Raw genomic sequence first — 14,187 nt, 5'->3', positions numbered from 1 at the left:
TATTTTGATTCTAAAAACTCTTATATCCGAAGATCTAGGTAGTATTGGCTTGAGTGTGATTGAATTGCTCAACAGCTTAGGGGCGGAAACCGTCGATCACGTACAGTATTGTGATGAAGCCTATTTGAAATTGATCAAGGCCCGAAAAGATGGACTACCTTATCGACTCCTTATTACAGATTTGAGTTTTGTACCAGATCATAGAAAAACTACAATTCATTCTGGCGAACAGCTTTTACAAAAAATTAAAGATTTTACTGATCTCAAGGTTATTGTCTATTCTGTAGATAAACGTTTACATAAGGTAAGAGCACTTGTAGAACATTGTAATATTGATGCATTTGTATGTAAGGGTAGAAGAGGGCCAGCCGATTTGAAGAAAGCTGTGGTTGCGGTGAGTAATGATGAGAAATATTTCTCAAAGGAAGTTCATAATGCCTTGTCAGACCATGATGAACTTGAAATTGATGATTATGATATCCAGTTGATGAGTTTACTTGCTGCTGGAAAATCAAAACAAGAAATCAAGTCAAATTTTGATTTAAATAATATTTCACCATCCAGCATAAGTTCCATTGAAAAAAGGCAAAATAGACTTTTGATCCAGTTTAATGCTCGTAATGCAACCCATCTTGTTGGAATCGTGAAGGATCTAGGCATAATCTAATTCTAGATCAATCTAGCTAAGGTTTATTTAGTCTTGAAGATTTTCAATGCTCGAATAAAATCTAATGATTTTTAAAAAGTGCAGGTGGTTTGTAACTTTTACAAATTCAATTGTTTATGCCATCAATATTTTACCGCCTTGAAACTGACCCAATCATTTTTTTAAAATTGAGGAAATCCGTAAACAATAGTGATTACAGCGAGGTATGTTTGTAATCAGTAATTTACAGTGGCTTTCAATCAATCATAATAGCATTTAACTGTTGGATTTTAGGGTTCTTTCTTTTTGTTATGTTTATTTCTTATGAGATTTTGGGGGATTTAATCTCATAATGGGAGACAATCATTTTGCGCCAGCAATATGTTTAATCATACCATGAAAGATGAAATAATGGAAGGGAAGCATGGAGTACCAGTAGAGCCTGCCCTTTAGTCCTCGCGGTCTGAAGGTGGCGGTTTGATGAATGACGTTATCATCGTCTATCTCAAATTCCAGCCAGGCTTCTCCTGGTACTTTCATTTCTGCAAATAAAAGTAGTCTTTTTTCTTCTTTATCAGCGACGAGAACCCGCCAGAAATCCAGTGCATCCCCAGAGAAAATCGTGTTTTGGTTGGTGCGTCCACGCCTCAATCCCACACCGCCCATGAGCTTGTCTAGTGCACCGCGTATGCGCCATAAGAAGTCTGCATAATAATAGCCATTCTTACCACCTATGGACCAGATGCGTTCTAGCGCTTTCTCTGGCTCATTAGTTTTCATTTTCTGAGCATCGCGCACAACACCATATTCTGGAACTTTTTTATACTTATTCAAGCTTTTTCTAAACCTACCGCTTACCATACTGTCTTTCCAGCTGCTGGCAACCTGATTTTGCTCGATTTTGGCGAAAGCCATTTCCAGCGCCTCTTGATAGGTAAATAGCTCGATTCCCAGTCGTTCTGCGAGATCATTTGGTTTTGCAACCACTTCAACCTTCATGCTGTTGACCAGATTTTGAGCCAATTTATAACTGGTACTGGTCACAAAATACAGCCAGTAACTACTCAATTTAGGGGTCATCACAGGCACGGTAATGATGGCGAGCTTGAGCTTTCGGTTTTTTGCATACCCTTGCATCATTTCCTTGTAAGTCAGTACACTATCACCGCCTATATCATAGCCCTCATTCATGCAGTCGTCCCGGCCCAAAACGCCTATCAAAAAACTCATCACGTTCCTGATGGCAATCGGGTGCGTCTTTGTATTGACCCATCTGGGAGTAATCATGATGGGCAATTTTTCACACAGATCGCGTATAATTTCAAAACTGCTGCTTCCGCTACCTACGATGATTCCGGCTCTTAAAACCGTTAAACTATAATCACCAGAACGCAGTATTTCTTCTACCCGCTTTCGCGAAAGCAAATGTTTACTCAGCTCCTCCTCATTAACGATGCCTGAGAGGTAAATGACCTGTCTGCAAGAAGTCTCGCTGTTCAGTTTGACAAAATTCTCAGCACTTTCAGACTCCATCTCGTCAAAATTCTCAGTACTCGAGGTCATGGAGTGGATGAGGTAGTAGGCCGCCTCAATGTCTTGCGGTATGGGATTATGGTCTTTTAATTTTAAAAAGTCGATTTCCACGATCTCAACCTGATCCTTAATATCTTGCGGTACGGAGAGTCTATCAGCACTGCGCACAGCACAAACCACCTCGTGATCTGCCTTGAGAAGTTCGTATAGCAACCGTACTCCTATGTAGCCGTTTGCACCGGAAAGTAAAACTTTCATGTTCCTAAATTAAGTCGGTTGGGTTGACTTAAAGGAACTATTAACATAATCAAATGATTTGGTTGGAGGAATTGAACGATATGATTGCAGAAAAATGTGAGAAATATAGAAAATGGAAATTTTGTTTATCCAAAAAGCTTATTTGTTCACCATACCTACAAAATTTTTATAAACACAAAACCCGCAACTCTCGTTGCGGGTTTCCTTTGCGGAGAAAGAGGGATTCGAACCTCTTAAAATATATACTGATATTCAGTTAGTTATGTCCTGTCGCATTGAGAGGTAACCTAATAGGTGCCCTTTACAATCAAAGTAAAGATATAACTTTTTACTTGATTAATGGCTCTACTTGCTTAATTTCTAGACCCATATAATTACAAAACTCATCTATTGTAATAAGCTGGTGCTTCTCTTTATTGAGCTGTTTCTTAATGTCTGAGATGACATTTCTTCCGTAGCGTTCACTTTTACCAGTTATGATCTGAACGTCCTTAGGATACATGCAAATTCGTTTCATCTTGTTAAGTTTTCATACACTATCCATACTTCTGCTATACTTCAAGTATGACTTACATATTTATTACTTACCTACAATTTACGAAATATAAATCATTGAAATATAAGTGATAAAGCTACTTTTCGGCAGATTGTGAACAGAACGGAATCAGTTTTTAGGATTGGGTGGTGGACTCGTATAGATTTGAGAAAATTCTAAAAATTTAAGCTATGGCAAAGGTTAGTTCATTTATCAAAATTGAAGGTACTCTCGATAACCTTACCTTTTACAAGGGTAAAGAGGGTTACCTCGTGCGTACCAAGGGAGGTGTATCTAAAGAACGCATCCAAAACGATCCAGCTTTTGAGAGAACTCGTGAAAACGGTTCTGAATTCGGTCAATCTGCTAGTTCAGGGAAGCTTTTGAGAACAGCGGTAAGAAACTTACTGTTGAAGGCTAAGGATAACCGGGTGACCAGTCGTTTGACTCAGAAAATGGCTGCAATCAAAAACCTTGATACAACCTCTGTGAGAGGGCAGCGTAATGTAGCTGAAGGTATTTCAGGGGTGGAAGGTAAAAGTCTCTTGAAAAGCTTTGATTTTAACGATAGGGCAAAACTAAGTGCTGTCTTGTTTGCTCCTTTTGACGTTGATACTACTACGGGCGAGGTAACAATGCCTAATATGGTCCCGACTGAAACTATTACGTCTCCATCTGGAGCTACACATTTCAGTTTGAGATCTGCGGTTGCAAAGATTGACTTTGAGCTATCAAGCCATGCAATTGATTACAGTCCTACCGAGAATTTTCCTATCGATTCTGCGTCAAGTAATATATCGCTACTTCCTGCATCGGTTCCATCTGATCCTGGTACTCAAATTCACTTACTTCTGGTGGAATTTTTTCAGGAGATCAATGGTGTTCAGTATCCTTTAAAGAATGGTGCTTATAACGTATTGAATATCGTCGAGGTAGTATAAAAATATTGTTCTGTTGGTGAAAAGGCTCTTTGGTATATCTAAAGAGCTTTTTTTATGTCTTATTCAGTCGTTCAAAATGTTTTCCTGATGATTATGCATAGATGTAAAAACTAAGATTAAAATAGCCAAAGTGAACGCCCATCAGCGTGCCTTGATAAAGGCACAACCCGCTTTACTTTGGCTATTTTGATCCTACCAACCAAGCAAGTAGATATCTTATTTAATTCCGATGATTTTAGTAGTGAAGTCGCGCGAGCCGACTGCGAGATTAGCGAAGGGTAATGTGAGTGATGACATGTAGCCCTGCGGAATGTCCTCACGTTTATGTCTTGACACGAGGGATGGCGCAGTTTTTTGTTCGGCTGGGGGAGGGCAAGGGCTGTGAATGAATGAAGCCATTTAAGAATGGAATAGGCATTAAGGGGCGATTTAAATCGATCATATCAAGTGGTTTATTCAATTGTATACAGGGTTTATCGTTTCAGATGGTTAGCCTTTTAATGCCGTGAGCGTCGGATTAAATTGCTGAATGAATGAATAGCTCTTGCCAGCGGCTGGAATAAGTGAACACCCTCCTTCAAATTGATTTGTGCGAATACAAAAACTTACATGCAAATAGTTAGATGAATTCTCAAGCTTTGCAATGTTCTCTTATTGCAGCATGGGTAGTACAAAAACTGTGACCTCCCGAAGCCCGAAGCGACACGCAGGCTCGCACAACATTAAGCAATGGTTTTACCCATAAAAACAGTTTAGCGTAGCGTATCCATATTGGGTATGGGTAAAAGAGAATTGCGGATATCGAAGGAATGAAATGTGTGAAATAAATCAAATAAGCGCCGTCTTGCCGTCGCTGTGCGTAAGGCAGCGGGACTTATGGTATATGCAAGGATTGACTGGCTAGAAAGCTTTTATTTATCAATTAATACACTAGCATATAAAAAGCTATTCTATTAGTACACACCCTTGCAGATATGATTTATGAAGCTAAATGTAATGACTGAGATATACCTAACTACCTGTCCCGATATTTATTAAATGACGAAACTTGGATTTATTTGTCGTTCATCTTTTGAACTTGTATGCTGATATCAGTTAAATGACTTTTGTCTTCTTCTCTGGAGATTAGCGAAATGAAGTGTGCATCGTTGCTGTCTTCATCACCAATAATTATTTGATCTCTTACATAATTTTCGGTATCTAAAAAATCAAATAATCTCTCAAAAAGATTACTCCTGTAATTTTGAGGACTCCTAAAACTATTCCTTTCCGATATAAAGATATCATCACCGCCATGATCACAGTAGTAATAAAGAACTACACGATTATCCATGAGATAATCTTTTATCAAATAGCAAATGTTAATCAGATCACTAAGACTGACAACTTTTTCAGCTTTTTCAACTAAAGTAATAGAAACGTCCATCACAGGAATATCAAAGTCTAATCCTGATTCAAATAATGATAACTTTATAAGATATTGACTGCCAGCATTACTGGTAAAAGGAATTACAGTATTGGCAATCACTAAGATTATTTAAAATACAAATCTTTATTAGAGAGTAGTACCTTTTTGTCCTCCTCCTTTTTTTCTTTTAGAGAACGTACAAATTCAAGAAGCCTTTTAGAAGGTTTTTTGATATGTAAAGTTTTGTTATTCATGATGTTATAACTGCTGATAGTACAGCAATATTTTATTTATCAGGAGCAAATATATGTAATTGCACATAGAATTTACATATATACCCATCTATTTAGACATAATATAACAATACTCATGCCGAAACAACTGTTTTAAAAACATATACTTACAATCTATTTCCCAACTAATCTCTGATTTGTAGAATCATATTTGTAATTAACTATATCTCCAGATAGGATCAGCTTAATTACCTTATCAATTATATTGAGGGGAACTACAAACCACTCTCTGGGCATAATTCTTCGACCTCGATCATCATGTATATCAATATCTAAACAAACTTCTGCAAAGAACCTATGAATAAGACTTTCAAACTTTTGAGCATTCAAATTGTAACATTTATATCCAGAAACAATTGTTACATCTGCAAATAAATAAGTGGCTTCCTTAGAAGCATTCTTTACACGTTCCTGAATTGGTACAGTTGAAAATCCTATCTTATACAGATCTTGAATAGAGGATATGTTTTCATCGATAGATTTTGATTTGAGTACATAGATCCAACCCGATTCAGCATCTTCTTCATTTACTAAATTAGCATTGTCAAAAAGTTCCTTTTCTACATCTTCATCGGTTTCTGATACTATACTTCCGTTAGTGTATAGGGATTTAGATAATGAACGATAATACATATTGCTTTTAGTTCCATTTTCAAAAACAATAGTAGTTCTTCCATCTTTCCTTTCAGTCGTCCCTAGTTTTCTTGTTTCAATCCCATCGTCTTCTAAAAATAATAGCACACCATCAAGAACATAATAATTACCACTATAAAGATTTTGCTCTACATCTTGAAACTTCTTCAATCTGCGTTTTCCAACTTTTAAATCTTGCTGTACTTGTTTGAACTGTACTTCATAAGGTGCAAAATTCTTATCACTCATAGGCTTCCTTCTGGCTACAAAATCAGTCTCGGCACGTTCGTTTGAATTAGGAACATTTTTTATTTTGAAAATTGATAAGGTTTCTTCTGTATCCAATAACCCCAAATCATCATCGTTGATGATGTCAGCAACAGACTTAACTTCCTCATTTGTGTTAAGAAGGTTGTGGCTGTCGTATGGTTTTAAAATTTCTGTTTTTTTGGTATCATTTCTCAAAGCTTTCAATCTTGAAAGCAATTTGAATTCTGTGACATTTGTGGCTTCTGGCTCTCTGTGGTGTTTTTCGTAAAAAGTGTTTATCTCTTGAAAAGATTCAATCAAGCGTTCATCTTCAGATTTTACATTAGAGGTTATGGGTCTAGAATCTAAGATTCCAAACTCATCGTCTTTAAATATATCTTCTAATGTTTGCTTTTTACTCATTAGCTTGGGCTTTACGCTTTTGTTCTTTTAAAAATACAATCGCTTCTGCTAAACGTCTTTCCTTAGGGTCAAAAGATTGAATGCTGGGTTGTTCACCGGTTTTTGCAATCCAGGCTTTAATCTTAGGCCATAGAATGATGGCTTCCTCTTCGGTCATCTGAATTCTCGTAGCATCAATAGTTTCTTGGATAGCTTTAAATACTGATGCTGTTACCGATTTAGACAATATTTCAAATGCTTTTTGAAAAGGATTTATAGTGTCTATCAGATCGATGTTAATATCGTCAATATTTACAAAACTATCTGCCATGCGAATGAATCGCTTATCACCTTGCTCTTCGATCGTTCCATTCTTAATAACAGAATCTACAACTACGTGCTGGCGTACTTCTTCTACTTCATCATCTGATAAATCAGGGTAGGTCTCTTTGATGATTTTTGGAATCAAAACTTTATTGATGACTTCTGGGTCCACATTACCAGGCATTGCTTTAAGCATCTGGTCATCTTGCATAATTTTTGCCTTGAGATCGTTGATGTCGCTTTCTATAATGTCTTTTGCTCTTTGTGAACTTGGGAGCTTAAACCCTCTGATTTTTATCGTATCATCATCCTCTTCGCTATCATCAATTTCGTCCTCTTCGGGAAATTTTGGTTTGAATTTAAAGTTAGGTGCTAATACTTGCTCCATTAATAACGAAGCAGTAATAGCCTTAAGCATATTATTTACTGATAACTTTACTAAATCATCTTCCGCATCTGGTTGTGCTATTAGATTAGTGAATTGTGCGTGTGTTTTGTTTTCACTATCTCTTGTTGCCCTACCTACTATCTGAATAATTTCGGTAAGAGAGCCTCTATAACCTACCGTCAACGCATGTTCACAATATGGCCAATCAAATCCCTCTTTTGCCATGCCTAGTGCTATGATCATGTCGATATCATCCGCGCTCGACACATTTCGCAGATACTCTTGAATTTTATCCCTATCCTTTTGATTATCGTGAACTAAATCTGCGATTTTTAAGGTCTTACCGGTTGTACTACTTTTTACATATAGAACACCTGTTGCTGGATCTTGGAATTCTAATTCACCTATGCTATCTATTATTCTATTGACTTCTTCATATTTATCCTTAGTAGATTCACCTGAATTGACGCTAGGTATGTGAATAATTGTTTTTTTGTTCTCATCAAGTATCTCATTAATAGCAGAGGTGTATCTACCTTGGTAAAAATGATAGCCGATTCCAAGTGACTTTAGGTAGTCATATCCATTAAGTTGCTGATAGTAATCGTATTTGATCTTTGTGAATTTAGCTTCATCCTCAGGCAACAAAATAGGAACAGAATCACCTCTAAAAAAAGATCCCGTCATAGCTACGACATGGGCAGTCGATTTTGCCATGACATTACTTAACACCATGCCTAGTTTATTATCACCATCTACTGATACATGGTGGAACTCATCAATAGCTAATAGACAATCGTTCAATTGCTTTTCATCAATAGCATCAAATGAATTACGTAACGTAGCATGTGCGCAGATCAGGATTTGTTCATCACTTTCTAAAAATTCAAGAAATGCTTTAACCTTGCTTTGTTCACCGCCTGGAGTACATAGGTTGTATTTTGGATTAGGTGACCAATCTGCAAAAAATCCATACTTCTTTAAATCTGTCTGAGCAAATGAGCTGCCGATAGATCTCTCAGGAACCGCAACAATTACTTTTTTGATTTCTTGATTGACCAATTTATCCAGCCCTATGAACATTAAGGCACGAGATTTACCAGATGCTGGTGGTGCTTTTATAAGTAAATACTGAGCTGTTCTCGCTTCAAATGCTTTTTGTTGCATTTCTCGCATCCCTAACTCATTAGTCTTTTTGCTCTTACCGGTTTGCTGGTAGGTAACGTTTACTATATCTGGCATATTTAATCTTTAAATTCTTTTACTTCTTGCAGCTCAATGACACAAGTGTCAATCTCTCCATCTTCAATCCATGTACCTATTAGTAAGGCATTCTTACCGTTGTGGTAATACCTGACTTTTATTTTTCCAGAAAATCCATCTTCATCAATTGCTTTAGAAGAACCTATGAATAACAGATTATCATCTGACTTTAAGTTGATTTGGACGCTGGTATTGCTATCCTGATATTTAAAGCTCATTCTAATAATATTATCCTGTAAAAAAGCTCTTTCTATAACAGCAGATTCATAAGTGTCTGTGATGAAGTCTTTATAGTCACCACCGTATCTGAATAGTTGACCTACAAATCTCTTCATTTCTTCTTACGTGTTCTTTTAGGTTTTTCCAGTAGGGTATTCTTATTTATCATCTTTTCATATTCTTTAAAAAGATATTCTAAACGCTCTGTATCGCTTTCAAAAGGTTTTAAACGATAGCAACGCTCTATGGCAATATCTAATTGATGATGTGCTTCTTTTAAGCCTTTAGGCATTTTATCTGGGTCGTACAATTGTGCTAACGTTTTACCATAATACTTTTCTCTTTCTTCTAAAACAGCAAATACATGTAGGTTGATTTGTTCTTTTTGTTTCGAATTGATTCTAGGGAAGGGAAATGTGTTATATGTAAGACCTGTTAAGTATCGGAAATCACCTCTTAGTTTACCTGCCGTTGTTTCTACCCATAACATATGTAATCTCGAACTTATAACACCAAATACAAAAGGTTCAGTATCATAAATTGCAGCAGCTGAACTTAAGATGATTGATTCTTTTGGAAGAAATCCTATAGGAATATATTCTCTTCTACCAGATGATACAATGGGTACAATTATAATGTCCGTTTTACCCGTATGTGTATATCTAAATTGATGAGGCCTTTTAGCTAATCCTCTTGCTACATCCCCTCCTTTTAGTCTTAACTCCTTGATTTTTTTTATTTTTTCGTTAACAGGAGGTATACTTTGAGCTTGATCTAGCACAGTATCTTCTATCCATAAACAATAACGTTCTATGTTTTTAATGAATTCATTAGCTCCAAAAGTCTTCCTAATTAACCCACTTGCTGAAGGATATGAACTAATTAATTCTTCTTTTTCTTGAGGAGTAAGCATTAAATTACCTCCTTCATATGGACTATTTCCTGTAATCATGACTGGTAGTCCCGAGAATGGTTTCGGTCTTTTAGTTACATATATATCTTCATTAGGCAATAGATAGCCATTAATATTTTTAGCCTGGTTTTTTAGCTTGTTTTCTTAAATGTATTTTGTAGAATTGGTGCTGTTGCTTACTCCAATAACTGAAACTGTTACTCCTGCATTTCCCTTTGCATTGTTATTCCAGTTAAATGGTTTGTAAGCAAAGAAAATTTCATTTTTATGATTTTTAATTAAAGGCCAAAGTTGTTCAACTTGAGCACCTTGATTAATTGAGCTTGTAGTAACAAATGCTAGTTTGCTTTTTTCTTGACCAACAATATACTTGGAAGCTAAAAGAAACCAACAGCTTATGTAGTCAAGTTCTTTGAACTTCTTTACACCTTCAAACACAATCGCCATATCCTCTTTCTGAGTTTTTGATTGAGATTTACCTCCCAAATAAGGTGGATTTCCTAATATGTAAATTTCATCATCTTCATTTTTAGGACAAGTATCTTCCCAATTTAAACGTGTGGCATTACCTTTTGTAATATGGCCTGCTTCTTTTAAGGGCAGAATTGGTTTTGCCTTACCAAAATCGAACAACTCATCTACAAAGATTTTATTCATTTGGTGTTCTGCTAACCATAAAGATAGTATGGCCATCTCATGAGCAAAGTCGTCTAACTCAATACCATAAAATTGGTATAGCTTGATTTGAGTATAAACTGTTTCTGTTTGGTAGGTAGGTTGTTGTTTTTTAAGGTAATCTATTTGTTTCCAAATCTCTATTTCTAACTTTCTTAACTCTTTGTAAGCGATGATTAAAAAATTCCCGCTACCACAAGCAGGGTCAAAGATTTTGAGTTTTGATATTCTGTATATGAGTTGGCGAGCTTCTTGGAGTTCTCCTTATACTTTTCAAACTCCTCGTACAGTTCATTTAAAAACAAAGGCTCGATCACCTTCATGATATTAGGTACAGAGGTGTAGTGCATGCCTAAACCGCTGCGATAGGCAGGGTTTACCACCGCCTGTATCATGGAACCAAAAATATCTGGATTGATCTCGCTCCAATCTAAATCACCACACTCAATAATGATTTTTCGTGCTTCTTTTGTAAACTTTGGTGATACAATAGTGTCTCTAAACAAGCCACCATTTACATAAGGGAACTCTTTAAAATGTGAAGCCTCCTTACCATTGTCCTTCGTATTTAGGGCTTTAAACAATCTATCTAGAAATGTATGTGTGTCACTTCCATCTTTTTGAGTATGCTGCTCTAAAGTATCTGTAAACATCCCTTCAATAGGGAAGATATCTGTGTCTTCAGCAAAAAAGCAAAAGAGTAAACGCGATAAAAAGATATTTAGATTATGGCCACCATCGTCATAGATGTTTGGATTTTCTGTGACCAAAATATCATAGAGCTTTGCCATTTTGTAGGAGGCATCTCTATCGGCTTGTACGTCATTTGGTGATTTATACTTTTCCTGTCCCGCCCAGGGCAAAAAGAAGCCAAAGTGTTTATGGATTTCAAGAATAGGGATGTCTAGGGCAGCACCGGTTCTTATATCTTTTGCTGCGAGAGTTTCATAATCGGTTACAACAACAAACCTAGGATTATGTTTAAGGGACTCAGGCTCTTTTGTCAAGTCGTCTATGACTGATAATACAGAACCTGTTTTTATTTCCTTAAAATATAGCTTGCTCTTATAGAGTACTTCGCCCTCTATCTTAGATAAATTAAAATCCCCATTTTTTAAACGTGTAATAGAGGTTTTAGAAATACCATAAGCTCTCAATAGATCAAACACAAACTCTTCTTTATCGAAGTTTTTGGCTAAAGCGGTTACGTTCTTTTCTATCTGGGATGTGGTCATGGTCGTTTAATAAGAAAGGTTACGACTCAAAGTTATGCATCTTTGCCACTAATGAAAGATTTTATTTATAATAAAGTAGCCCATGAAAAGCCATGGGTTATTTTGGGTTATGAGTGTTTTTTCGTTTTACGCTTTCGCGAAAGCGTTATTATCAAAGGATTGAAAGATCTTTGATTGAAAGGTGGTTGCTAACTCTTATCATAACCATATTGAATGTTATAATATTCTAACCCGTTGTGCTAGTTAAAATTAAAAAACAGATTAAAAAAAGACCGTGCATTTTGTTGATATTCAGTATATTAATGGTTCCTAATCTGTAATTCTGATACCATGCACGATCTACCTGCAATGTACAAAAAACACCTTTCCTACCTCATTGATCTCTACCAAACCGTCACGGTGGACGGAAACTTCATCAAGCGACCGGTCAACACGAAAATGAATGACCTGGAGGTCATGGCACTCGCCATTACCGGAGAGGCGGCCTCGATCCCCAGCGAGAACCTATTGTTTGCCAAGATAAAGAAGCACTTTCGCGAGGACTTTCCCATGCTGGTCGACCGCACCAGGTTCAACCGGCGCAGGCGCTCGCTCGAGCCACGCTTCAAGGAGTCCGCGGGACTCTTGGGCGACCGTATGGATGATGGCAGATCTGCCCTTCTGGTGGACTCGATGCCCTGTCCCATCGTGCACAACGCCAGGGAGCACCGCATGAAGATCTGTATGGAAGATCTGGGCACGGCTCCGAGAAAGGGCTACTCGGCGGTTGACCGCCGCTACTACATTGGATACAAGCTCCACCTGCTCATGAGTACGCAGGGCATCTTCCATGACATGGCAGTGACCCCAGCAAACGTACACGACATAAAGTTCCTGAAGGAAAGGCAGTACGACGGTAGCGAGGAGAGGCAGATCATCGGCGATCGAGGCTATATATCCAGGGAGCTCCAGGCAGATCTGTTCACAAGCTACGGTATAGAACTTCTCACCCCACCCAGGAAAAACCAGCTGGTCAAAAGCGCATTCTCGCCCGAGAGGAGAAAGAACCGTAAGTTTATAGAGACAAGGTTTTCACAGTTATGCTCCCAGTTCTCCATCAAGATCAACCTGGCAAAGAGCTTCAAGGGCTTCCTGACAAGGGTCTCAAGCAAACTGGCCGCAGTTGCCATGCTGCAGATGTTCAATAGGGAAAACAACAGACCAATAAATAGGATCAGGCATGCATGGAACTACTAGCACAACGGGTTATTCTAAATAGGTATCAATAATTTCGTATTCACCTTCTTTAATCGAAAGGAAATAAGGCAAGATCTTACGGGCTGAAGATTCTCCTTTCAATATTTCATCAATGTATGGTACAAAAGCGTTTTCTATTTCCACCTCTGATTTAACTCTGAGTGCATTAATCATTTTCTGTACTATTCTTTCTGTAACCACCAATTTACTCTCGTTTTTACCTCGAGAGTAAGAATCGTTTCTATTATGCATGTTTAAACGCTGTATGTATCTCTTTTGAAGTTTATCGATAAAACTCTTTGCGTAACTGTACTCTTCAGCTTTTGTTTTTTCTATAAAAACCAATCGATTTTTTGAAATTTGATCAAATTCAAAGAATTTGCTGAGTTTAGGATTTACCTTGTCTGTAAAATAAATTTTTACAAATTCAATGATGGTTTCCCGATCATAAACTTTTAGGGCCTTTATAAAATCAAGTTCCTTGTATTTTAATGCTGCTGGTGCAATCTTGTTTTGGTATCGAAACTGAGCTAAAAAGTCATTGAAGAAAAGTAAAGCGTCTTCAACTTCTGATTCGCTGTCATATTTTTCTATTGAAAATTCTTCTTTAGTATTCTTATTATTATTCTTTTCTTGATAGTTGTCTACTAATGGTAAGAAGAAATCAGCTAGTTGTTTGCTTAATTCATACGGCAGTTGACCGTTTTCAGACAACTGATAGATTTTAGGAAATAATTCTACTATTCTGGGATAGTGGACTTGAAAATGAGTTACCCGCGGCATCCCTTTAACTACTGTAGAGATGATTCCCAGCGTTTCAAACTTATTTATTATTGTTCTTAGTGAACTTCTTTTTATACCTGTCTCCGTTCTGATTGTCTCTGCGCTATGGTAAAACTCATTACGTTTTTTAAAAGCCATTCCTTTAACTACTATATATTCAAAAAACACAACCTGCTCGCAGTTGAAAAAGTCGTAGTTATATCTATTGAGTTTAAGAATGTTTATCGCAAGAGGATGCATGTCTGTTGATTTG

Annotated in this window: 10 protein-coding genes and 1 pseudogene; 3 read left to right on the top strand and 8 right to left on the bottom strand. The window is 37.0% G+C overall.

All coding sequences use genetic code 11. The annotated features are described in order from the left end of the window. Positions 1 to 4: 4 nt before the first annotated feature. A complete protein-coding gene (locus BST97_RS08025) occupies positions 5 to 667 on the top strand; it encodes a response regulator transcription factor (RefSeq protein WP_085766748.1) in 663 nt (220 codons plus the stop codon). Between the two features lie 342 nt (positions 668 to 1,009). Here the strand turns inward: BST97_RS08025 and BST97_RS08020 are convergent, their stop codons facing one another. Together BST97_RS08020 and BST97_RS08015 are read right to left on the bottom strand one after the other, a co-directional pair. After that, entirely contained in the window at positions 1,010 to 2,437 is a 1,428-nt protein-coding gene (locus tag BST97_RS08020) for an SDR family oxidoreductase (RefSeq protein ID WP_085766747.1), read from the bottom strand. A 328-nt stretch (positions 2,438 to 2,765) separates the two neighbouring features. Beyond that, positions 2,766 to 2,954 carry a hypothetical protein gene (locus BST97_RS08015; protein WP_085766746.1) on the bottom strand — a complete coding sequence of 63 codons (189 nt, stop codon included), beginning with the start codon at positions 2,952 to 2,954 and terminating at the stop codon, positions 2,766 to 2,768. A 209-nt stretch (positions 2,955 to 3,163) separates the two neighbouring features. Between BST97_RS08015 and BST97_RS08010 the strand changes: the two genes are divergently transcribed. Continuing rightward, a complete protein-coding gene (locus BST97_RS08010; protein WP_085766745.1) occupies positions 3,164 to 3,913 on the top strand; it encodes a hypothetical protein in 750 nt (249 codons plus the stop codon). A gap of 1,054 nt (positions 3,914 to 4,967) precedes the next feature. Here the strand turns inward: BST97_RS08010 and BST97_RS08005 are convergent. The 5 genes and pseudogenes from BST97_RS08005 to BST97_RS16395 all read right to left on the bottom strand — a co-directional run bounded on the left by BST97_RS08005 (position 4,968) and on the right by BST97_RS16395 (position 11,915). Continuing rightward, positions 4,968 to 5,441: a hypothetical protein gene (locus BST97_RS08005; protein WP_085766744.1), complete on the bottom strand. Its 474-nt coding sequence runs from the start codon at positions 5,439 to 5,441 to the stop codon at positions 4,968 to 4,970. Between the two features lie 287 nt (positions 5,442 to 5,728). Further along, the gene (locus BST97_RS08000) at positions 5,729 to 6,919 is read right to left on the bottom strand and encodes a GIY-YIG nuclease family protein (protein ID WP_085766743.1); all 1,191 of its coding nucleotides are present in this window, start codon (positions 6,917 to 6,919) and stop codon (positions 5,729 to 5,731) included. Further along, positions 6,912 to 8,852, bottom strand: coding sequence for a DEAD/DEAH box helicase (locus BST97_RS07995; RefSeq protein WP_085766742.1), 1,941 nt, complete (start codon positions 8,850 to 8,852; stop codon positions 6,912 to 6,914). Before BST97_RS07995 ends, BST97_RS08000 begins: the two co-directional genes overlap by 8 nt. A 2-nt stretch (positions 8,853 to 8,854) precedes the next feature. Further along, the gene (locus BST97_RS07990) at positions 8,855 to 9,208 is read right to left on the bottom strand and encodes a hypothetical protein (RefSeq protein WP_085766741.1); all 354 of its coding nucleotides are present in this window, start codon (positions 9,206 to 9,208) and stop codon (positions 8,855 to 8,857) included. Continuing rightward, positions 9,205 to 11,915: pseudogene (locus tag BST97_RS16395) on the bottom strand (class I SAM-dependent DNA methyltransferase). Before BST97_RS16395 ends, BST97_RS07990 begins: the two are co-directional and overlap by 4 nt. 330 nt (positions 11,916 to 12,245) lie before the next feature. Between BST97_RS16395 and BST97_RS07980 the strand changes: the two are divergent. Continuing rightward, the gene (locus tag BST97_RS07980; protein ID WP_085765538.1) at positions 12,246 to 13,151 is read left to right on the top strand and encodes an IS982 family transposase; all 906 of its coding nucleotides are present in this window, start codon (positions 12,246 to 12,248) and stop codon (positions 13,149 to 13,151) included. A 9-nt stretch (positions 13,152 to 13,160) separates the two neighbouring features. On the opposite strand, the gene BST97_RS07975 is transcribed toward BST97_RS07980, so the two are convergent. Continuing rightward, the gene (locus BST97_RS07975; protein WP_157111542.1) at positions 13,161 to 14,072 is read right to left on the bottom strand and encodes a hypothetical protein; all 912 of its coding nucleotides are present in this window, start codon (positions 14,070 to 14,072) and stop codon (positions 13,161 to 13,163) included. Positions 14,073 to 14,187 lie beyond the last annotated feature (115 nt).

Origin of the sequence: Nonlabens spongiae (assembly GCF_002117125.1) — a bacterium.
GTDB lineage: Bacteria > Bacteroidota > Bacteroidia > Flavobacteriales > Flavobacteriaceae > Nonlabens > Nonlabens spongiae.
The sequence above is the reverse complement of the archived record's forward strand: the minus strand, read 5'-3'. Positions and strand labels throughout refer to the sequence as shown.

What these genes read in the sequence shown, in the direction of transcription:
- BST97_RS08020 (WP_085766747.1), bottom strand. Translation starts at nt 2,437, where the DNA reads ATGAAAGTTTTACTTTCCGGTGCAAACGGCTACATAGGAGTACGGTTG.
- BST97_RS08015 (WP_085766746.1), bottom strand. Translation starts at nt 2,954, where the DNA reads ATGAAACGAATTTGCATGTATCCTAAGGACGTTCAGATCATAACTGGT.
- BST97_RS08010 (WP_085766745.1), top strand. Translation starts at nt 3,164, where the DNA reads ATGGCAAAGGTTAGTTCATTTATCAAAATTGAAGGTACTCTCGATAAC.
- BST97_RS08000 (WP_085766743.1), bottom strand. Translation starts at nt 6,919, where the DNA reads ATGAGTAAAAAGCAAACATTAGAAGATATATTTAAAGACGATGAGTTT.
- BST97_RS07995 (WP_085766742.1), bottom strand. Translation starts at nt 8,852, where the DNA reads ATGCCAGATATAGTAAACGTTACCTACCAGCAAACCGGTAAGAGCAAA.
- BST97_RS07990 (WP_085766741.1), bottom strand. Translation starts at nt 9,208, where the DNA reads ATGAAGAGATTTGTAGGTCAACTATTCAGATACGGTGGTGACTATAAA.
- BST97_RS07980 (WP_085765538.1), top strand. Translation starts at nt 12,246, where the DNA reads ATGCACGATCTACCTGCAATGTACAAAAAACACCTTTCCTACCTCATT.
- BST97_RS07975 (WP_157111542.1), bottom strand. Translation starts at nt 14,072, where the DNA reads ATGGCTTTTAAAAAACGTAATGAGTTTTACCATAGCGCAGAGACAATC.